Annotated in this window: 15 protein-coding genes; 10 read left to right on the top strand and 5 right to left on the bottom strand. The window is 64.0% G+C overall.

Annotation, left to right across the window (positions count from 1 at the left end):
• Positions 1-18 precede the first annotated feature (18 nt).
• Both HS968_RS26835 and HS968_RS21705 read right to left on the bottom strand, forming a co-directional pair.
• Positions 19-1,062, bottom strand: coding sequence for a methyl-accepting chemotaxis protein (locus HS968_RS26835; RefSeq protein ID WP_407681668.1), 1,044 nt, complete (start codon positions 1,060-1,062; stop codon positions 19-21).
• Positions 1,063-2,084: 1,022 nt separating this feature from the next.
• Entirely contained in the window at positions 2,085-3,698 is a 1,614-nt protein-coding gene (locus tag HS968_RS21705) for a response regulator (protein WP_106732585.1), read from the bottom strand.
• Positions 3,699-3,956: 258 nt separating this feature from the next.
• Between HS968_RS21705 and HS968_RS21700 the strand changes: the two genes are divergently transcribed.
• From HS968_RS21700 to HS968_RS21670, 7 genes are all read left to right on the top strand, one after another.
• On the top strand, positions 3,957-5,009 hold the full coding sequence (locus HS968_RS21700) for a DUF2333 family protein (RefSeq protein ID WP_182368645.1): 1,053 nt from the start codon (positions 3,957-3,959) through the stop codon (positions 5,007-5,009).
• Complete coding sequence (locus HS968_RS21695) at positions 5,009-5,557, top strand: NUDIX hydrolase (protein ID WP_182368644.1); 549 nt, start codon at positions 5,009-5,011, stop codon at positions 5,555-5,557. Before HS968_RS21700 ends, HS968_RS21695 begins: the two co-directional genes overlap by 1 nt.
• 368 nt (positions 5,558-5,925) lie before the next feature.
• Positions 5,926-6,297, top strand: coding sequence for a translation initiation factor Sui1 (locus HS968_RS21690; RefSeq protein ID WP_182368641.1), 372 nt, complete (start codon positions 5,926-5,928; stop codon positions 6,295-6,297).
• A gap of 121 nt (positions 6,298-6,418) precedes the next feature.
• Positions 6,419-8,332 carry an arginine decarboxylase gene (gene speA, locus HS968_RS21685; protein WP_119694457.1) on the top strand — a complete coding sequence of 638 codons (1,914 nt, stop codon included), beginning with the start codon at positions 6,419-6,421 and terminating at the stop codon, positions 8,330-8,332.
• 282 nt (positions 8,333-8,614) lie between these two features.
• Entirely contained in the window at positions 8,615-9,055 is a 441-nt protein-coding gene (locus HS968_RS21680; RefSeq protein ID WP_119694458.1) for a GNAT family N-acetyltransferase, read from the top strand.
• A gap of 1 nt (position 9,056) precedes the next feature.
• A complete protein-coding gene (locus HS968_RS21675) occupies positions 9,057-9,680 on the top strand; it encodes an FMN-dependent NADH-azoreductase (RefSeq protein WP_182368640.1) in 624 nt (207 codons plus the stop codon).
• Positions 9,677-10,108: a carboxymuconolactone decarboxylase family protein gene (locus tag HS968_RS21670; protein WP_119694460.1), complete on the top strand. Its 432-nt coding sequence runs from the start codon at positions 9,677-9,679 to the stop codon at positions 10,106-10,108. The genes HS968_RS21675 and HS968_RS21670 overlap by 4 nt, the downstream gene beginning before the upstream one ends.
• 3 nt (positions 10,109-10,111) lie before the next feature.
• Here the strand turns inward: HS968_RS21670 and HS968_RS21665 are convergent, their stop codons facing one another.
• From HS968_RS21665 to HS968_RS21655, 3 genes are read right to left on the bottom strand one after another with little or no spacing between them, the layout of a single operon-like run.
• Positions 10,112-10,573 (bottom strand): DUF2214 family protein, encoded by a 462-nt coding sequence (locus HS968_RS21665; RefSeq protein WP_182368639.1) that lies wholly within the window; start codon positions 10,571-10,573, stop codon positions 10,112-10,114.
• Between the two features lie 21 nt (positions 10,574-10,594).
• Positions 10,595-11,623 (bottom strand): sensor domain-containing diguanylate cyclase, encoded by a 1,029-nt coding sequence (locus HS968_RS21660; RefSeq protein ID WP_182368637.1) that lies wholly within the window; start codon positions 11,621-11,623, stop codon positions 10,595-10,597.
• On the bottom strand, positions 11,598-12,983 hold the full coding sequence (locus HS968_RS21655) for an MATE family efflux transporter (protein ID WP_179623831.1): 1,386 nt from the start codon (positions 12,981-12,983) through the stop codon (positions 11,598-11,600). The genes HS968_RS21660 and HS968_RS21655 overlap by 26 nt, the downstream gene beginning before the upstream one ends.
• Positions 12,984-13,129: 146 nt before the next feature.
• Here HS968_RS21655 and HS968_RS21650 point away from each other — a divergent pair, with 146 nt between their 5' ends.
• The 3 genes from HS968_RS21650 to pbpC all read left to right on the top strand — a co-directional run bounded on the left by HS968_RS21650 (position 13,130) and on the right by pbpC (position 20,931).
• Positions 13,130-18,028 carry an alpha-2-macroglobulin gene (locus HS968_RS21650; RefSeq protein WP_182368636.1) on the top strand — a complete coding sequence of 1,633 codons (4,899 nt, stop codon included), beginning with the start codon at positions 13,130-13,132 and terminating at the stop codon, positions 18,026-18,028.
• 155 nt (positions 18,029-18,183) lie between these two features.
• A complete protein-coding gene (locus tag HS968_RS21645) occupies positions 18,184-18,528 on the top strand; it encodes an endonuclease domain-containing protein (protein WP_182368635.1) in 345 nt (114 codons plus the stop codon).
• Positions 18,529-18,609: 81 nt separating this feature from the next.
• Entirely contained in the window at positions 18,610-20,931 is a 2,322-nt protein-coding gene (pbpC, locus tag HS968_RS21640) for a peptidoglycan glycosyltransferase PbpC (RefSeq protein WP_182368634.1), read from the top strand.
• Positions 20,932-21,008: the final 77 nt, after the last annotated feature.

Below are 21,008 nucleotides of genomic sequence, written 5' to 3'. Positions count from 1 at the left end.
CGCGGCTATGCCGCAGGTTCAGACGCGAAACGCTTGTACCGCGCTGTGCAGTTGCGAGCCGAGTTGCAACAGCTGCTCGCCCTGAACGCGGCCTTGGCCGATGCGCTGCAGGTTCTCGTCGCCGAGTTGATGGATGCGTTCGCCATGCTCGCGAATCTCGCTGACGGCATCGCTCTGCTGGGCGGTAGCCTCGGCGATACGAGCGGACATGTTGGCGATGGTGCGAATCGCCGTGACGATCTCGTCCAGGGCACCATCGGCCGCCTCGGCTTTGCCGGCAGTGGCTTCGGCGTGCTCGACCTGGGCGCGCATTGCCTGCACGGACTGATGTGCGGCCTGTTGCAGGCGGCCGATGACATTCTGGATTTCCGCGGTGGCATTGCCGGTGCGTTGTGACAGTGAGCGTACCTCGTCGGCCACCACGGCGAAGCCTCGGCCAGCTTCGCCTGCCCGAGCGGCCTCGATGGCGGCATTGAGCGCAAGCAGGTTGGTCTGTTCGGCGATGCCGCGAATTACCGTGAGTACGCCGCCGATGGTGGCGGTCTCGTCGGCCAGACGTTCGATGGCCTGGGCATTGTCCTGCACCTCACCAACCAGCGCATGCAGCCCTTCCAGGCTCTGGCCGATGACCTGCTGGCCTTGCTCCAGGGCGCGGTCGGCATCTCGGCTGGCGCCTGCACTCTGGCTGGCATCCTGAGCCACCTGGCCGATGGTAGCCTCCAGCTCGCCCAGTGCATCGCGGATCAGTGCAGTATCGCCAGCCTGGCGCTCGGCGCCGGCATGCAGGCCGGTGCTGAGTTCGGCCAATGCCCGGCTGGAGCCGGCGACCTGTTCGGCATGGCCGCGGATACTGGCGACCAGCTCGACCAGATAGCGACGCAGGTGGTTGAGCGAATCCTCGATATCGCGCAGCTCGCGGGTGCGGGAATTGATCGTGATCGGCGCGGCGAAGTCGCCACTGGCCCAGTTCGACAGTGCGGGAACCAGATTGCCCAGCACCTGCGACAGGCGTCGCTGGATGCGGTCGATGACCAGCGCAATCAGCAGAATCAGGCCGATCATCAGGCCTTGAATCAGCCGTACCTCGCCCTGGATGCGGGCGTATTCGCCTTTGACCAGCGGCTCCAGTTCGGCCAGCGCCCGTTGCAGCTGTGCGACGCGCTGGCCGGTGGTCACGGCCAGTTGCTGGCGCTGCTCGACCAGTTCATGGGTGCGTTGCAGTTCACCTGGATAGCGGCGAACCAGGGTGTTCAGCTCGCGCTTGAGGTCGATACCGCGATCCTGGGTCTGCTGATCCTGCTGCGCTGAGTCCAGTCCGAGCATGGCGGCGAAACCGAGGTCGGCGGTGCTGTCGTCCTGCTGCACGCCGAGCAGGGGCAGGCTGTCGAGGGTTTCCACCAATTGCGTGAGCGTCTTCAGTTCGCGCTCGACGTCGCCAAGCAGTTCCGGGCGGCCCTGGCTGATGAAGCGTTCCCGCGCATGCGCCAGGCGCAGCAGGCGCGAGCCAGCGTCGAGCAGTGGCTTGCGGTAGCGTGCAGCCTGCTCGCCGCTGGCGTTGTCGGCGTATTGGGTCAGTTGTTCGAGGGCTGCGAGCATTTCCCGTTCGGCCTGTAGCAGCAGTCCCTGAGGGTCGCCGGCCAGCTTGCCGGCGGCCAGCAACTGAGTGGCGCTGAAATCGCGCAGCTGTTCCAGGCTTGGGCGCAGTTCGTCGGCCAGTTGCTGCGGCAGTGCGTCGAGGGATTGCTCGAAGGCGTCGATGGCCTGGCTGGCCGCACTGTGTTGCACGGCATTACCGCTGGCGAGGTAGGCCTGGATGTTGTTGGCGACGTCATGCTGGAACTGCTGCGACAGCGCGAGGTAACGCTCCATCAGCTGCACCGGTTGCTGCAGGGCGCGCTGCGACCACCACAAGGTTGCTGCCAGGGCGATGCAGACGGTAACCAGCAGCAGGGTGTTGAGGTTGGTGAGCAGCTTGAGACGCATGGCAGGCTCGATCGACGACTGAACGATGCGCTCGAGGTTATTGCGTTTCGGTTACAGCCTGATGACGCAGTGAGCTGCGTCACATTCCGACAGGGTAGCTATCAGTCGCCGCGGTACAGTTCCACCCGGTTGCGGCCTCCGTGCTTGGCCTTGTATAGCGCCTCGTCGGCGTGCTTGGACAGCGTATTGCCGTCCAGGCCTGGTTGCAGCATGGCGATACCGCAACTGAAAGTGCAGGACAGATCCTGCGGTTGGGCCGGGTAGTGGATCTCGGCGAAGCGCTGGCGGATTTCTTCCAGCACCTTGAGCGCCGATTGCTCGTCGGTATCCGGCAGCACCACGGCAAACTCCTCGCCACCGTAACGGCCGATGTGATCGGTCTTGCGCAGGCGTTGCTTGAGAAATAGCGCCAGGCTCTTGATCACGCGGTCGCCCATGGGGTGGCCATAGGTGTCGTTGACCTTCTTGAAGTGGTCGATGTCGAGCATCGCGAAGGCCAGTGGCTGCTCTTCGCGGCGCGCCCGGTAGCAGGCGTCGTCAAGCAGTTGCAGGGTGTGGGTGTGGTTGTACAGACCGGTGAGGCTGTCACGCACCATGCGCGCCTTGAGGTTGCGCGCACGGGCTGCGCGGTTGCGCACGGTGGCGATCAGATGGCGCGGCTTGATCGGTTTGGTGAGGAAGTCGTCGCCGCCTTCGCTCATGGCATCGAGCTGCTTGTCGAGGTCGTCCTCGGCTGACAGATAGATGATCGGCACGCTGACGTAGCGGTCGTTGTGGCGGATCACCTTGGCCAGCTCGGCGCCGTTGCACTCGGGCATGTACATGTCGAGGATGATCAGATCCGGCTGGAACTCGGCCAGCGCATCCATCGCCTTGATCGGCTCGGTCAGGGTATGGGTGAGGATGCCGGCGCTGTTGAGCACACGCTCGGTGTGCGTGGCCTGGGCCTTGGAGTCGTCGACGATCAGCACCTTGTACGGGTCGTATTGGGCGACGTGGGTCAGCACCTCGATGCGTTCGAGCAGGCTGGAGGCGTCCAGTGATCCGGTGAAGAACTCCTGGCCGCCTGCGCGCACCGCGGCAAGACGGGTCGGGGTATCGGTGTCGCAATGGCTGAAGAACAGCAGGGGAATCTTCTGCTCCAGCCCTTGTTGTACCGATTCGGCCAGTTCCAGGCCGGCTCCGGCGAAGTCGACATCCATGACGATGGCTGCCGGATGGCGTTCGGCGATGGCGGCGCGGAATGCCTGGGCATCGTCCAGTGATTGAGCCGCCAGGCCGAAGAATTCCAGTTGCTGGGCCAGGCGCTCGGCGCGCTGGGTATCCTGCAGAGCCAGGTAGACCGGTTTGCGCAGCGGCGGCAGGAACGTCTGTTCGAAGGCATCGCTATGGCGCAGGCCGGTACGCGAAAGACGTTGCATGGCCTGATTGAGCCGGGCGATCAGGGTACTGTTGAGACGCCCGCGATTTTCCACGACGTCGTCGAGGCTGGCACCGATGTTTTGCGCCAATTGCGCATGCTCGATCTGCTCGAAGCGCTCGGCGTAGCGCAGCAGGCGCAGGTTGGCCTCGGTCAGCTCGGCCATGCCGGCGTCATTCCACTCGCTGCGTTGCAGGCGTTGCCAGACTTCCAGCACCTGGCGCGCCTGATGAATCACGCGCTGAGCGAAGTGATGCTTGAGGCGATCGCGACTGGGATCCAGATGCTCGGTCATGGGCCGACTTCTATAGGTGGTTAAGTCAGTGGTGGCTTGATGCTATCACTTGCTGATGGCGCTGGCATTGCCGTCGATCAATTGACGTCGGTATTTCTGTCGAATAGGCGACAGAAATGTAGTTTTCCCGTACCAACGGTAAGTTTGCCCCTGTGCTCTGCGTTTTGCTGCAGGCTTGCCTTATAGTGCGGAATAGGTCGCAACCCGTTGGCCGGGTTGTGGTCGAACACTCGAATTCGCTTAAAAAAGGACACTGCCATGCTGGACTGGAAGAATCGTGCGACGAACTCGCAAGGCAGCACCGAGAAGGCCGCAGGAGGTAACCGCAGTGGCGGTAGCCTGATCGCTCGTGCGCTGGGCGGCTTGATCGGTGTCTATCTGCTGATCGCCCTGGTGGTCGGTTGGTACTGGAGTCAGGAGCCGGCCTCGTTCCAGGTTCAACAGCACGCCCAGAGCGCCGCGCAGCAGGCGCAGCGGCAGATGGTGACCGGTTATACCACCGTGGAAACCCTCAAGCAGGTCGCCAGCACGCTGCTGGACAAGCCGGGCGGCTACCTGTCCAACGACCTCGCCCCACCCGGTCTGTGGCTGGACAACATGCCGAGCTGGGAGTACGGCGTTCTGGTGCAGGTGCGTGATTTCTCTCGTGCGCTGCGCAAGGATTTCGCCCGTTCGCAGTCGCAGTCCACGGAAAATCCCGATCTGGCCCGGGCCGAGCCGCGCTTCCATTTCGACAACAAGAGCTGGGCGCTGCCGGCGTCCGAGTCCGAGTATCGCGAGGGCATCAAGTCGCTGGATCGCTATCTGGCTGACCTGAGCGAGAAGAACGCGCAGTTCTATGCCCGTGCCGACAATCTCAACAACTGGCTGGGCGATGCCGGCACCCGTCTCGGCTCGTTGTCGCAGCGTCTGTCCGCCAGCGTCGGCCAAGTGCGCCTGAACGAGAACCTGCAGGTGGGCAACGACGCCGAAGAGTCCGGCCTGGTAGGGCGAGATGGTGTGTACGAGACGCCCTGGCTGCAGATCGACAACGTGTTCTACGAAGCACGTGGTCAGGCCTGGGCGCTGGCTCACCTGCTGCGCGCGATCGAGGTCGATTTCGCCGACGTGCTGGCGAAGAAGAACGCCACCGTCAGCGTGCGCCAGATCATCCGCGAGCTGGAGGCTGCCCAGGCCACCCTGTGGAGCCCGATGATCCTCAACGGCAGTGGCTACGGCATTCTCGCCAACCACTCGCTGGTGATGGCCAACTACATCTCGCGCGCCAACGCGGGCCTGATCGACCTGCGTCAACTGCTGAGCCAGGGGTGATGGCAGCGATCTCGGCGGCGGAGGCGGCGCATCGCGCTGCCTCCGATAGCGAGCGGGTCGCCTGGGTCGATGAGCATGACCAGCCGTTGGGTGGCGTCTCCCGGGCCGAGTTGCGCGAGCGGCGTCTGATCGGTCGCGGTACCTATATCCTCCTGTTCAACTCGGCTGGGTTGTTGTGCGTACACCGGCGAACCCTGAGCAAGGCGCTGTATCCCGGTTATTGGGACGTGGCGGCGGGCGGTATGGTGCTGGAGGGCGAGGATTACGCGTTGTCGGCCCAGCGTGAGCTGGCCGAGGAGTTGGGCATCGTCGATGCGACGCTGGTCGAGCATGCGCACTTTCTCTATGACGCGCCGGAAAGCCGTCTGTGGTGCATGGCCTATTCGGCGGTGTCCGATGCGCCGTTGGTGTTGCAGCCGGAGGAGGTGCTGGAGGCGCGCTTCATCAGCATCGAACAGGCGCTGGAGGAAACTCACCGTCTGCCGTATTGCCCGGATTCATTGGCAGCGTTGGAACGCTATATGAACAGGCCGCGTGCGGCCAACTGATATCCCTCTCCCATTTATGGGAGAGGGTGCCCGAAGGGCGGGAGAGGGTGGTTGTGTCGGCTCCTGTGTTTCGTCGAGTTCGTAGGGTGCGCTGTGCGCACCGAAGCTCCGTCTCAGACGTAAAGGCGGTGCGCACGGCGCACCCTACGGTGTAGAGCATTGCGAGCATGCCGTGTCCGATAGGCAGCAGCGTCGCCAAAGTGCCGCACAATGACGCAAATATAGACTTAGCAAGCCTGGTCTTTGCCGTTAAACTGCGCGGCCTTTTCGGCGGACGTCTGTCCGCTTGCGCTGCCCCTGCCTGAGTGGGGCTTCGCGGCTGAACCCGTTCAGCCAGTCGCTATCCTGACCCCTACGAGGACAAGCCGGTGGTCAAGAAAGCCTCTTCATTTGCCGCGTTGAGCGGTCTCGTCTATTCCACCGATGGCGGTCGTCATTGCCCGGATTGCAATCAGCCGGTGGATGCCTGCATCTGCAAACAGACACGCATTCCCGACGGCGATGGCATTGCCCGCGTACGCCGTGAAACCAAGGGCCGTGGCGGCAAGACCGTCACCACCGTCAGCGGCGTGCCGCTGGCCGAAGAGCCGCTCAAGGAGCTGGCCAGTGCGCTGAAGAAGCGCTGCGGCACCGGTGGCGCGCTCAAGGATGGCGTGATCGAGATCCAGGGCGACCATGTCGATCTGTTGTTGGCCGAGCTGAGCAAACGCGGTTTTACCGCGAAGAAGTCCGGCGGCTGAAGCGCCCTTTTCTAAACTTCGATGACGCTCGTACGGTCAACCGCCGAGCAAACGTCATCTTGCTTCCTTAATTTTTAAACTGGCCGCCAGTAAGGTCAGGCTTTTCTCATGGGAGAACCCGATGTCCGCACGACGCACCCGCAAAGACGACGGCAGCCAATGGACCGTAGCCGATAGCCGCAGTGTCTACGGCATTCGCCACTGGGGCGCCGGCTATTTCTCGATCAACGACGCCGGGCGTATCGAGGTGCGTCCCAACGGGCCGGACAGCCAACCCATCGATCTCTATCAGCAGGTCGACGAACTGCGTCAGAGCGGCCTGTCGCTGCCGCTGCTGGTGCGCTTCCCGGACATTCTGCAAGATCGCGTGCGCCGCCTGACCGGTGCCTTCGACGCCAGCATCGAGCGCCTGGAATACCAGAGCCGCTACACCGCGTTGTACCCGATCAAGGTCAACCAGCAGGAAGCGGTGATCGAGAACATCATCGCCACGCAGAACGTCTCCATCGGCCTCGAGGCCGGCTCCAAGCCCGAGTTGCTGGCCGTGCTGGCGCTGGCGCCGAAGGGCGGCACCATCGTCTGCAACGGCTACAAGGATCGCGAGTTCATCCGCCTGGCGTTGATGGGGCAGAAGCTTGGCCACAATGTGTTCATCGTCATCGAGAAGGAATCGGAAGTCGCCCTGGTGATCGAGGAGGCAGCCGAGCTCAAGGTTGCGCCGCAGATCGGCCTGCGCGTACGTCTGTCCTCGCTGGCGTCCTCCAAGTGGGCCGACACCGGTGGCGAGAAGTCCAAGTTCGGCCTGTCCGCCGCGCAGATTCTCTCGGTGGTCGAGCGCTTCCGCGCCGCCGGGCTGGATCAGGGCATTCGCTTGCTGCACTTCCATATGGGGTCGCAGATCGCCAACATCGCCGATTACCGCAAGGGTTTCCGCGAGGCCATCCGCTATTACGGCGAGCTGCGTGCCATGGGATTGCCGGTCGATCACATCGACGTCGGTGGTGGCCTCGGCGTGGACTACGACGGCACCCATTCGCGCAACGCCAGCTCGATCAACTACGACATGCAGGACTACGCCGACGCTGTGGTCGACATGCTCAAGGAGTTCTGCGACCGCCAGGAAATCCCCCATCCGCACATCTTCTCCGAGAGCGGCCGGGCGATGACCGCGCACCATGCCGTGCTGCTGGTGCAGGTGACCGATGTCGAGCGCCACAACGACAAGGTGCCGGAGATCGACGCCAGCGTCGAACAGCCGGAAATCCTCCAGGTGCTGATCGAGCTGCTCGACGACAGCGACCCGGAAATGGTCGCCGAAACCTACTGGCGCGCCACCCACTACATCGAAGAAGTGGCCGCGCAGTATTCGGCCGGCAAACTCAGCCTGGCGCAGAAGGCGCTGGCCGAGCAGTGCTACTTCGCCATCTGCCGTCGCCTGCACAACCAGCTCAAGGCCCGTCAGCGTTCGCATCGTGCGGTGCTCGACGAACTCAACGACAAGCTCGCCGACAAGTACATCTGCAACTTCTCGGTGTTCCAGAGCCTGCCGGATACCTGGGCCATCGGCCAGATCCTGCCGATTCTGCCGTTGTCGCGCCTGGACGAAGAGCCGCTGCGCCGTGCCGTGCTGCAGGATCTGACCTGCGACTCCGATGGCAAGATCCGTCAGTACGTCGATGAGCAGTCGATCGAGACCAGCCTGCCGGTACATGAGATTCGCGAGGGCGAGGATTACGTGCTGGGCATCTTCCTGGTCGGTGCGTACCAGGAAATCCTCGGTGACATGCACAACCTGTTCGGCGACACCGACTCGGTGAACATCTACCAGGCCGCCGATGGCAGCGTGGTGCATGCCGGTATCGAGACCCACGACACCATCGAGGACATGTTGCGCTACGTGCACCTGTCTCCCGAGGAGCTGATGACCCACTACCGCGACAAGGTGGCCAGCGCCAAGATCAGTGCGCGTGAGCGTACGCAGTTCCTCGATGCGCTGCGTCTGGGCCTGACCCGCTCGTCCTACCTGGCTCCCTGAGCATTCGCTAATCGCTGTCGCCAGCCGCCGAGTCAGGTGCAATGCCTGCTTGGCGCTGGCGATGATGTTGCGCCAACTGCAATCCGCTACTACGTCCAATCCGACTCCCTAAGAGCAACTATCCCCGACTTTTTTCGGTAGTAGGGGACAGTCGTTTCCCTGCTCGGCATGCCCGCTGTAGGCGGGGGGATGCTAAGTGTCCTAGTCGATTCGAAAGTTTTTGGCTCTGTTGGCTATGCCAGTCTCTGCCTAGAGTGACGGCATCTTCGATGGAGACCCGCCATGACCCCAACCACTGATTGCCGCTACGACTGGCTCGGCGACCCGCATGAGTTGCGCGCCTGCTTCCCGCTGATGCGTGTCTTGCGCCCGCATCTGAGCGATGCCGATGACTTCCTTCAGCGCCTGCAGCGTCAGGCGGAGCAAGGCTATCGTCTGCTGGCGGCACGTGCTGGTGACGAGGTGCTGGGGCTCGCCGGCTGTCGCCTGCAGGAAAATCTGCTGCATGGGCGTTTCTTCTATGTCGATGACCTGATCACGCGTGAGGATCTGCGCAGCCAGGGCATCGGTGAGCGGCTATTGGCCGAGGCTCGTGCAGAAGCGTTGCGTCTGGGCTGTGCCAACCTCGTGCTGGATACGGCGTTGAGCAATGCACGCGGGCAGCGCTTCTACTACCGTCAGGGCTTGCTGGGCATTGGCATGCACTTTCGTGAGGGGCTTTGAGATGCAGCGAATTCTGTTATTGGAGTGCGGCCCCTACGGACGGCAGAGTCGCGGTAGTCGTCTGGCTCAGGAACTGGTCGAGCGTCTGCGCGAGCGTCACCCTCAGGCGCAGCTCGTGGAGCGCGATCTGGCGAGCGAACCGTTGCCGGCCTTGCATGCGGCCTATGCCGATGCGCTGGTTGCGCAGGCACCTGGGGATGACCCGGCGTTGAGGTTGTCCGAGCAACTGATCGGTGAGCTGGAAAACAGCGACTGCCTGGTGATCGCCACGCCGATGCACAACTTCACGGTGCCGGCAGCACTGAAGCTATGGATCGACTATGTGCTGCGCATCGGTCGCAGCTTTGCCGCTACCGAGTCAGGCAAGGTCGGATTGCTAGCGGATCGGCCGACCTTCGTGGTGGTGAGTTCGGGCGGCTTCTACCGTGGCGAGCAGGCACGCCAGCCGGATTTTCTCACGCCTTATCTGCGTCACGTGTTGAGCACCATCGGCATTCATGACCTGGAGTTCGTTCATCTCCAGGGCCTGGTGCGTGGTCAGGAACACGCCGAGACGATGCTGGCGCAGGCGCGTGAACAGCTGGCGTTCAATCCCTATCTTGCCGCTCAAGGAGAGTATTCATGAGTACCTTGCGTCAACCCTATTACGAACTGTCCGCCGAGGCGATGCAGGGGCTGATCAGCACCAAAGCGGCGCTGGAGCGCGGCCCGCTGGGCAAGCGATTGGTCGAACTCGTCTATCTGCGCATTTCGCAGATCAATGGCTGTGCCTATTGCCTGGAGAAACACAGCCACTCCCTGCGTGAAGAGGGTGTGCCGCAGATCATGCTCGACAGCCTGGCCGGCTGGCGCGTCAGCCGTCACTTCGAGCCGCGTGAAAGAGCAGCGCTGGCCTGGGCCGAGTCGCTGAGCGATATCGCCAACAGCCACGCGGCGGACAGTGACTACCAGCCGCTGGAAGCACACTTCAGCGCCAGGGAAATCTCCGACCTGACCATCGCCGTGGCCTTGATGAGCGGGCTCAACCGTCTGGCCATCGGCATGCGCCTGTAACCGCTAGCCCGCTGCGATCACCCCATAACCGCGCGCCATCAGCGCGGCCAGCAGCGGGATTACCAGTAGCAGCAGAAGCTCCAGGCGGATGCTCCAGGTCACCAGTTTCATCTGCCGGAAGCTCGGTGTGGGTATCTGGCCGGCTCGCACGGCGTTGCGCCAGTTGAAGAATACGTAGGTCGGCAGAATCGACAGCAGCGCCGCCAGGATGAACAGCCCGACCTTGGCGTGGAACAGGCTGTTGCCCATGTAGTAGGCAGTGCCCTTGCCGAACCACAGCACTCGGGCTGCACCGGTCAGCAGCACCAGACCGGCGCAGATGCCGTAGGCGATATCGGTGACCATCAGGCTGCGCGCACGGCTGAGATCCAGCGGCGCTTTGAACAGCACGTGTTCGATGCTGAGCAGGGCGAACAGGGCGAAGATCGACAGGTAATGCAGGTAGGCGACGATAGCGGCGGCCATGAGGATGCTCTCGGGTGTGGGTCAGTCTGCCAGCTCGCTGCGGTTACGCCCGCCGTGCTTGGCTCGATAAAGTGCCTGATCGGCTCGTTTCAGCGCTGCGCTGCTGCTTTCGCCGGGGGCGAGCAGCGTGCAGCCGAGGCTGGCAGTCTGCTGCAGCTTTGCATGTTCGAGTTCGATTGGGCGTTCGGCAATCGCCAGGCGAATACGCTCGGCAATCTGCAGCAGCTCGGAGCCGTCGTGCACCAGGGTGAGGATCACGAATTCCTCGCCGCCATTGCGCGTGACCACATCCTGCGGTCTGACGGCCGCGCTCATGCGCCGCGCACTTTCCCAGAGCACGTGATCACCGCCGTCGTGGCCATGCTGATCGTTGACCTTCTTGAAGTGATCCAGATCGCAGTAGATCAGTCCCAGGCGCAGGTTGCTGCGCTCGGCCGCCGCCTGTTCCAGTGGCAGGAAATGCAGCAGGCCGGCGCGGTTCCACAGTTGCGTCAGCGGGTCGAGCATACCCTTGCGTTGTTCGCGGCTTAACTCATCGCGCAGCTCTTCAGCCTGCCGTGAGCTGTGCTGCAGATGCAGGTAGCCCTCGGTGAGGTAAGCCAGGTCGCGCAGTTGGCACTTCTCGCGCTCACCCAGTTGGCGTGCTTCGGGATCGGCCAGGCAAAAGGTGCCCAACGGTATACCGTCGGCATCATGCAGTGGCCAACCGGCATAGAAGCGTGCGCCGGGATTGAGCAGGGCCAGTTCGCTGCCGGCGAAGCGCACGTCGATGTGACTGTCGTCGATGAACAGCGGTTCATCCTGTAGCACCGCATGCGAGCAGTAGGACAGGCTGCGCGGCGTCTCGGCCACATCCAGCCCCTGGCGGCTCTTGAACCACTGGCGATCGCGGTCGACCAGGGTGATCAGCGCGGTTCTCACACCGAACAGGTCGTGAGCCAGGCGGGTCAGGGCATCCAGATAGGGATCGGCGGGGGTATCGAGTAGCTCCAGGCTGTCCAGTGCCTGTTGGCGCTGAGCTTCGTTAACGGGCAGCGGGACGCTGAGCATGGGCGATCTCTCCTGATACTGACGGTGGGAACCACAGGTCGCGACGACTCAGTTTCCAAGCATAGCCAGCCAACACCAGACTTCGCAGCCCCATGAAGGCGAGAAATGCCAACCACAACCCATGGTTGCCCATGTCTTGCAGCATCCAGGCCAGCGGTAACGCCAGGATCAGGGCGATGAGCATGGCATCGCGCATCTCGCGGGCACGGGTGGCGCCGATGAACAGACCGTCGAGCAGGTAGCTCCACACGGCCAGCAATGGCAATACGGCCAGGTAGGGCAGGAAGCTCACGGCCAGCTCGCGCACGTCGGCAATGTCGGTGAGCATGCTGACGAACCAGTGCCCGCCGAGCAGGAAGAACAACGCGAAACCGACGCTGGCCAGCAGTGACCAGGTCCCGGCGACCAGCAGCGAGCGGCGCAGCGCGTCGCGGTCGCGTGCGCCCAGGGCATGGCCACACAGCGCTTCCACCGCATGCGCCAGGCCATCCAGGGCATAGGCGGCGAGGGTCAGGCCATTGAGCAGCAGTGCATTGGCGGCCACCGTGGCATCGCCCAGGCGCGTGCCTTGTACGGTGATCAGAAAGAACACCAGTTGCAGCGCCAGGGTACGGATGAAGATGTCGCGGTTGACCATCAGCAGCGGCCGCCAGTTGACCCAGCGCTTGAGCGCACGCGGATCGAGCTGGCCGGGGTGCTCACGCAAGGCATAACGGGTCAGCCACAGGCCGAGCAGGGCGCCGCTCCATTCGGCGATCACTGCCGCCCAGGCCACACCGGTCACGCCCCATTCGAAGCCGAAGACGAACAGCAAATCGAGGCTGACGTTGATCAGGTTGATGGTCAGCAGCATGGCCAACGGGCCGCGTGCGCTTTGCGTGCCCAGCAACCAGCCGATCAGGGCGTAGCTGGCCAGGGTTGCCGGCAAGCCGAACAGGCGGATCTGGAAGAACTCGCGGGCCAGGCTGTCCAGTTCGGCCGAGGGCTGCATCAGGCTCAGCGCGGCGCCGCTGAGCGGCAGGGCAAGCAGGCCGAGCAGCAACGCCAGCAACACGCCGAGGCTCAGGCCCTGCAACAAGACCTGGCGCAATGCACCTCCGTCGCCACGGCCGGCGGCCTGCGCGGCAAAACCGGTGCTGCCCATGCGCAGAAAGCCCATGGCCCAGGTCAGCAAGGTATAGAGGCTGCCGCCAACCGCCACTGCGGCCAGTTGATGGGCGTGCGGCAAATGGCCGACCACGGCGGTATCGACCAGCGCCACCATCGGCACCGACAGGTTGGAGAGGATCATTGGTGCAGCCAGCGCCCAGACCTTCCGCTGGGTCGGCGTGTGGCGCCAGGCTTCGAACAGGGCGTGCATGTGGGGCTTCCATTCCAGCAAAACGCCGATTATAGGCACGTGGCGGAGTGTGCGCAGCTTGGCGGAATTCGTCGCTTCGTCTCGTCTGCGCTTTGGCGTCTCGGCTATAGTATCGGCCTTCGCGCCCCTACTCTCCGGAGCCCGCAATGCCGAACAAAGGACTGCTTCTGGCCCTCGCACTCGCGCTACTCAGCGCCTGCGATTCTTCTCAACCCCCTGCCACGGTGACCAGTGCCCAGCCTGCTGCACAACAGCAACAGGCAGCCAAGCCTGCGGTCGACCGTGATGCTCTGGCCAAACGCTATGCCGGCCGCGAGCTGGAAGTGGTGGACGTGTCCGAAGTGCAGCTCGATGGTGCCAGCGCACTGTCGGTGACCTTCTCCATTCCGCTGGATCCCGACCAGCGTTTCGCCGAGCGTCTGCACCTGGTCGACAGCAAGGACGGCAAGGTCGATGGCGCCTGGGAGCTGACCGACAACCTCAGTGAACTGCGCCTGCGTCATCTGGAACCGCAGCGCAAGCTGGTGCTGACCATCGATGCCGGCTTGAAGTCGATCAATGGTGGCAAGCTGGCTGCCGAGCATGTCACCCGCTTCGAAACCCGCGATCTCCTCGCCAGTGTTGGCTTCGCCAGCCGCGGCTCGCTGCTGCCGACTCGCCTGGCCGAAGGCCTGCCGGTGATCGCGCTGAACGTCGACAAGGTCAACGTCGAGTTCTTCCGCATCAAGCCCGAGGCGTTGCCAGGTTTCCTCTCCCGCTGGGGTCGTGCCAGCAACCTCGATACCTGGGAATCTCGCGAGCTGCTGCCGATGGCCGATCTGGTCTATGGCGGTCGTTTCGATCTCAACCCGGCGCGCAACACCCGTGAAACCCTGCTGCTGCCCATCGCTGGTCTGGAGCCATTCAAGCAGCCGGGCGTGTACCTGGCGGTGATGCGTGAGGCCGGCAGCTACGGTTATTCGCAGCCGGCGACGCTGTTTTCCCTGAGTGACATCGGTTTGTCTGCACACCGCTACCGTGATCGTCTCGACGTCTTCACCCAGGCGCTGGAAGGCGGCAAGGCGCAGTCCGGCGTGCAACTGGAACTGCTCGACGGCGACGGCGCATTGCTGGCCGAAGGCAAGACCGATTCTGATGGGCATGCGCAACTGCCGCTGCCGGAAAAGGCCCAGGTGCTGCTGGCCAAACAGGATGAACAGACCAGCTTGCTGCGCCTGAACGCGCCGGGGTTGGATCTGGCCGAATTCGACATCACCGGGCCGAAGGCGCATGCGCTGCAGTTCTTCGTGTTCGGCCCGCGTGACCTGTATCGCCCAGGCGAGACCGTGTTGCTCAACGGCCTGCTGCGTGATGCCGATGGCAAGCCGGTCAAGGCTCAGCCAGTCAGCGTTGAAGTGCGTCGTCCGGACGAGCAGGTCAGCCGCAAGTTCGTCTGGAACGCCGATGACGACGGTCTCTATCAGTACCAGCTGCAACTGGCTGAAGAAGCGCCGACGGGGCGCTGGCAATTGCTGCTCGACCTCGGCGACGGCAGCCCGCAAGTTTATGAATTCCTCGTCGAGGACTTCCTGCCCGAGCGCCTGGCGCTGGAGATCAAGGGCCAGGATCAGCCTTACGCCCCCAGCGACAATCCACAGTTCAGCGTCAACGGGCGCTACCTCTATGGTGCGCCGGCCGTTGGCAATCGTCTGTCCGGACAGCTCTACGTGCGTCCGCTGCGCGAAGCGGTGGCGAGCCTGCCGGGGTATCAGTTCGGTGACATTACCGAAGCCGATCTGAGCCAGGATCAGGAGCTCGACGAGCAGAATCTCGACGATCAGGGCCGCGCCGTGCTCAGCCCGGAAAACCGCTGGAGCGACGCCCGCTCGCCGCTGCGCCTGATCCTCCAGGCCAGCCTGCAGGAGTCCGGTGGCCGGCCGATCACCCGGCGTATCGTGCAGCCGGTCTGGCCGGCCGAGCGCCTGCCGGGTGTGCGCGGTCTGTTCGAGGGCGAGGAGGTCGATGCCGACAGCCTGGCCGAATTCGAGATTCTGGTAGCCGACGCTGCCGGCAACAAACTGGCTGCCGATAACCTCAATGTGCGCCTGGTGCGCGAGCGCCGCGACTACTTCTGGACCTTCTCCGACGGTGAAGGCTGGCGCCACAACTACAACGAGAAATTCCTCACCCTCAGTGACGAGCCGCTGAAGGTCGCCGCTGGCGGCACTGCCAAGGTCAGTTTCCCGGTGGAGTGGGGCCCGTATCGGGTCGAGGTGGTCGACGGCCAGACCGGCCTGGTCAGCAGCTTGCGCTTCTGGGCCGGCTACCGCTGGCAGGACAACGCCGACGGCGGCGCCGTGCGTCCCGATCAGGTCAAGCTGGCATTGGACAAGCCCGCCTATGCGGCGGGTGATGTAGCCAAGATCACCGTCACCCCGCCGGCTGCCGGCAACGGCTACCTGCTGGTCGAATCCAGCGACGGCCCGTTGTGGTGGCAGGAAATCAGCGTGCCGGCAGAAGGCAAGACCTTCGAGCTGCCCATCGACGAGAAATGGGCGCGTCACGACCTCTATCTCAGTGCCCTGGTGATTCGTCCTGGCGAGCGCAAGGCGCAGGTCACGCCCAAGCGTGCTGTCGGCCTGCTGCATCTGCCGCTGGAGCGCGCGCCGCGCAAACTGCAAGTGAGCCTGGACGCGCCGGAGAAGATGCGGCCGAAGCAGGCGCTGAAGGTCAAGGTCAGTGCGCGCAATGCCGATGGCAGCATCCCCGAGCAAGTGCGCGTGCTGATCGCTGCGGTCGACGTGGGCATTCTCAACATCACCAGCTATGCCACGCCCGATCCGTTCGCCAACTTCTTCGGCCGCAAAGGCTATGGCGCGGATCAACTGGATATCTATGGGCAGCTGATCGAGGCCCAGGGGCGCGTCGCCAGCCTGGCCTTCGGTGGTGACGCCGGCCTGGCGGCCGGTGGCAAGCGTCCGGATACCAGCGTGCTGATCGTCGCGTTGCAGAGCGATGCGCTGAAGCTTGATGACAAGGGTGAGGGCGAAGTCAGCCTGGATATCCCTGACTTCAATGGCGAGCTGCGCCTGATGGCGCAGGCCTGGAGCGACGAGCGCTTCGGTGTGGCCGAGGCCAAGACCGTAGTGGCCGCGCCGCTGATCGCCGAACTGTCGATGCCGCGCTTCCTCGCCGGCGGCGATGAAACCACCCTGGCACTGGATCTGACCAACCTGTCCGGCAGCGAGCAGAAGCTGGATGTGCAACTGGGCGTTGAGGGTCAGTTGCGTCTGCTCGGCAAGGGCGATTCGCCGATCAACCTCAAGGATGGTGAACGCACTACCCTGCGCATTCCGGTACGGGCCGAGGGTGGCCTGGGCCAGGGGCGTATCCATGTCGAGGTGCAGGGCCTGGCCTTGCCGAACGAGGAAATCGGCGATTTCAGCCGCGAATGGACGCTGGGTGTACGCCCGGCCTATCCGGCGCAGCTGCAGCACTTCCGCGCGGTACTCAACGATGGTGAGCCGTGGAGCATGCCGCCGGGCACCCTGAATCAGTTCGAACCCGCTGGTTTGGAAGCCGTGCTGGCGCTGTCCAGCCGTCCACCGCTCAACCTCGGCGAGCAGATTCGCGCACTCAAGGCCTATCCCTACGGTTGCCTGGAACAGACCACCAGCGGTCTGTATCCATCGCTCTACGCCGATGCTGCCAGCCTCAAACGCCTCGGCCTGGAAGGCGAGCCGGACGAGCAGCGGCGGCGCAGCATCGAGTTGGGTGTCGAGCGTCTGCTTGGCATGCAGCGCCACAACGGTGGTTTCGGTCTGTGGAGCGCCGAGAGCGAAGAGGAATACTGGCTGACCGCCTATGTTACTGACTTCCTCCTGCGCGCTCGCGAACAGGGCTTCGGCGTACCGGCCGAGGCGCTGAAGAAAGCCAACGACCGCCTGCTGCGCTACCTGCAGCAGAGCAGCCTGATCGAGGCCAACTACAGCCAGGACTACGCCCATACCCGCTTCGCCGTGCAGGCCTATGCTGGCTACGTTCTGGCGCGTAGCCAGCAGGCGCCGCTGGGGGCGTTGCGCAGTCTGTTCGACCGTCGTGCCGATGCCCGTTCCGGTCTGCCGCTGGTGCAACTGGCAGCTGCGCTGAAACTCATGGGCGATGCGCCGCGTGCCGAGCAGGCGCTGAACCAGGGGCTGATCCTGCCGCGTAACGACGAACGCTGGATGGCTGATTACGGCAGCTCGTTGCGTGATCAGGCGCTGATCCTGGCGCTGCTGGAAGAGCACGACCTTGCAGCCGGGCAGCGTGAGCAGCGTCTGTTCAATCTGGCCGACGAACTGGCTGGCCAGCGCTGGTTGTCGACGCAGGAGCGCAACGCGCTGTTCCTCGCCGGGCGTGGCATTCTGAGCAAACCCGAGCAGGCTTGGAGCGCCAAACTGGCCAGTGGAGCCTTCCAGTTCGAACTGAGCAACCAGCAGCCGGGTATCAAGCTGGAGCGTGCCGAACTGGCTGAACCGCTGAGCGTGGGCAATGTCGGCAGCGCCACCCTGTACCAGCAACTGACCCTCTCCGGTTATCCAAGCCAGGCACCGCGTGCCGGGGGCGAAAACCTCAGCATCGAGCGCGAATACCTCGGCATGGATGGCCGTCCGCTCGACCTGCAGCGCCTGGACAGTGGCGAGCTGGTGCTGGTGCACCTGGCCATACGCGCCAAGCAGCGTGTACCGGATGCCCTGGTAGTGGACTTGCTGCCGGCAGGCCTGGAGCTGGAGAACCAGAACCTGGCACAGAGCGCGGCGAGCCTCGACGATGCGGGCAGCAACGTCAAGGAATGGCGCCGCGCCATGCAGAACGCGCGGATCAAACACCAGGAATACCGTGGCGATCGCTACGTGGCTGCAGTGGATGTGGAGAGCTACGAGACCACCCATCTGCTGTACCTGGCCCGTGCGGTGACACCTGGCAGCTACCGCGTGCCGCCGCCTCATGTGGAGTCAATGTACCGGCCGAACTGGCAGGCGCTGGGTGAGACGCCGTCGTCGCTGGTGGTGAGGGAGCGGTAAGAGCGACCCTCTCCCCAGCCCTCTCCCATAAATGGGAGAGGGGGCCGAACGTGTGCACTTTCAGTCATGCGCTGAACTGCCCCCTCTCCCGCTTATTGGGGCATCCCTAGTGGATAGGGGCTGGGGGAGAGGGAAAAATGGTTCAAGGAGGAACCATGCCATTACTGGACAACGCCAAACGCCTGCGCCTCGAGATGACCGATGCCGAGCAGCGTCTCTGGTATTACCTCCGAGGCCATCGCTTCCTCGGCCTGAAGTTCAAACGGCAGAAACCCATTGGCCCCTATATCGTCGACTTCATCTGCACTGAGCGCTGGCTGGCCATCGAGCTGGACGGTGGTCAGCATCAGCAGCAGACGGAATACGATCGACAACGTGAGCGTTACCTGGAAAGCCGAGGCTATCGTGTGCTGCGTTTCTGGAATCATCAGGTGCTGGCTGAAACAGAGGCTGTACTTGAACAGATTCGTCTTGAAATCGGCGAGCAAGACGGGCCCTGAATTTTGCCGTGAGGCTTGGCAACACGCCGATCTGCTCCCCTCTCCCATTTATGGGAGAGGGGTTGGGGGAGAGGGGCTTGTATGCACCGTCTGACCCGCCGCTGGCTCCTCATTTTCCTGCTGCCGCTAGCCCTGCTCTGGCTAGCCGACCAACTTTTCCCGCTACCCCTGCCTGAGGACGATCTGGCCCGGGTGGTGTTGGCCGAAGACGGTACGCCGCTGTGGCGGTTCGCCGACCGCGATGGTGTTTGGCGTTATCCGGTGACGACGGACGAAGTTTCGCCCTATTACCTCGAGGCGTTGCTGACCTATGAGGATCGCTGGTTCCGCCAGCATCCGGGGGTGAATCCGCTGGCATTGGGGCGCGCCGCCTGGCAGAACCTCATGGGCGGGCGCGTGGTGTCCGGTGGCAGCACGCTGTCGATGCAGGTCGCGCGGCTGCTCGACCCGCACTCGCGCGATCTGCCCGGCAAGATCAAGCAGCTGTGGCGCACCGCGCAGTTGGAGTGGCACCTGTCCAAGGACGAAATTCTCGCTCTCTATCTCAACCGCGCTCCCTTCGGCGGTACCTTGCAAGGCGTGGCCGCCGCCAGTTGGAGTTACCTGGGCAAGCCACCTAGCCAGCTCACCCGTGCCGAAGCCGCGCTGCTTGCCGTGTTGCCGCAGGCGCCCAGCCGACTGCGGCCGGATCGTCATCCGCAGCGTGCACAGATGGCGCGCGACAAGGTGCTACGGCGCTTGGCCGAGTTTCAGGTGTGGCCGCAGGAGCAGGTGGATGAAGCGCTGGAGGAACCGGTATTCCTCGCCCCACGCCGCGAGCCGAGCCTGGCGCCGTTGTTGGCGCGGCGGCTGAATCGAGCCGGCAGCCCACCGCTGATCCGCACCACGCTCGATGCCAGCCTGCAGTTGCGCCTGGAGGATCTGCTGATGGGCTGGCGTGCACGCCTGCCCGAGCGCACCTCGGCAGCGATCCTGGTGGTCGAGCACGAGAGCATGGCGGTGCGCGCGTACCTGGGGTCGGTGGATATCAGCGATACCGCGCGTTTCGGTCATGTCGACATGGTGCGTGCCCTGCGCTCGCCGGGCTCGACGCTCAAGCCATTCCTCTATGGCATGGCTCTGGATGCCGGGCTGATCCATTCCGAGTCGCTGCTGCAGGACGTGCCTCGCCATTACGGCGATTATCGTCCCGGCAACTTCTCCGCCGGGTTCATCGGCCCGGTGTCGGCCAGCGAAGCACTGGCCACCTCGCTCAACCTGCCGGCCGTACAATTGCTCGAAGCCTACGGGCCGAAGCGTTTTGCCGGTGAGCTGCGCGGCGCGGGTCTGCCGATCCGCCTGCCGGCGCTGGCCGAGCCCAATCTGGCGATGATTCTGGGTGGCGGCGGCACTCGACTGGAGTCGCTGGTCGGCGGCTACAGCGCCTTCGCCCGCGGCGGACTGGCGGCACGACCGCGATTGCAGCCGACCGATGAACTGCGCGAACGGCGCCTGCTGTCGCCGGGATCGGCGTGGATCATCCGGCGTATCCTCAGCGGACAGGCGCGGCCGGATCGTGACTCGCGTGCGCAGTTGACGCAGCGGCCGAGCCTGGCCTGGAAAACCGGCACCAGCTATGGCTTTCGCGATGCCTGGGCCATCGGCGTCGGCCCGCGTCACCTGATCGGTATCTGGATCGGCCGGCCGGACGGCACGCCGGTGCCCGGCCAATTCGGCCTGGCTTCGGCGGCGCCTCTGCTGCTGCAGGTGCATGACCTGCTGGTAGGGCGTGACAGCCAACGGGGTGTGGCCGCACCTGAAGACCCACAGCCAGCGGAAGTGGGCGTGGCGGCGATCTGCTGGCCGCTGGGGCAGCAGCTGGATCGCAATGATCCCAATTGCCGTCGCCAGCGCTTCGCCTGGACGCTGGAGGGCACCACACCGCCGACTCTGCTGGCTGTGGATCAACCGTTGGGCAGTGGCTTGCGCGAGCGTTATTGGGTCAATGCGGCAGGCTTGCGGGTGGCACCCAACTGCGCAGGCGCAGAAGCCCGGGAGTTGGCGTTGTGGCCGGCCCCCTTGGAACCCTGGCTGCCAAGGCGTGAACGGCGTAGCGCACGTTTGCCGGCAGCCGATGCGCAATGCCCGCCGACGATGCAGGTGCAGGCAGCGCCGTTGTCCATCGTCGGGGTGCGCCAGGGCGATCGCCTGCGTCGGCCTCAGGGCAATGCCGAGCCGCTGCGCCTGAGCCTGTCGACGTTGGGCGGCAGTGGCCAGCGCTGGTGGTTCCTCGATGGCCGGCCGATTGGTGACAGTGATGTGGATGCGCCGTTCAGCTACGCCTTCGATAGTGGCCGCCACCAGTTGAGCGTGCTCGATGAAGCGGGCCAAACCGCCCGTCTGGAATTCAGCGTCCTGCAATAAGCCACTCCCTGCACGACGCCGGAGGTGGCTGCCGCTCTGCTCTGCGGGGTTGCCAGAGACCTGTGACACACCTTTCT

It is taken from the genome of Pseudomonas berkeleyensis, assembly GCF_014109765.1.
GTDB classification, from domain to species: Bacteria; Pseudomonadota; Gammaproteobacteria; order Pseudomonadales; family Pseudomonadaceae; genus Aquipseudomonas; species Aquipseudomonas berkeleyensis.
This window is presented reverse-complemented; position numbering and strand designations above follow the sequence as displayed.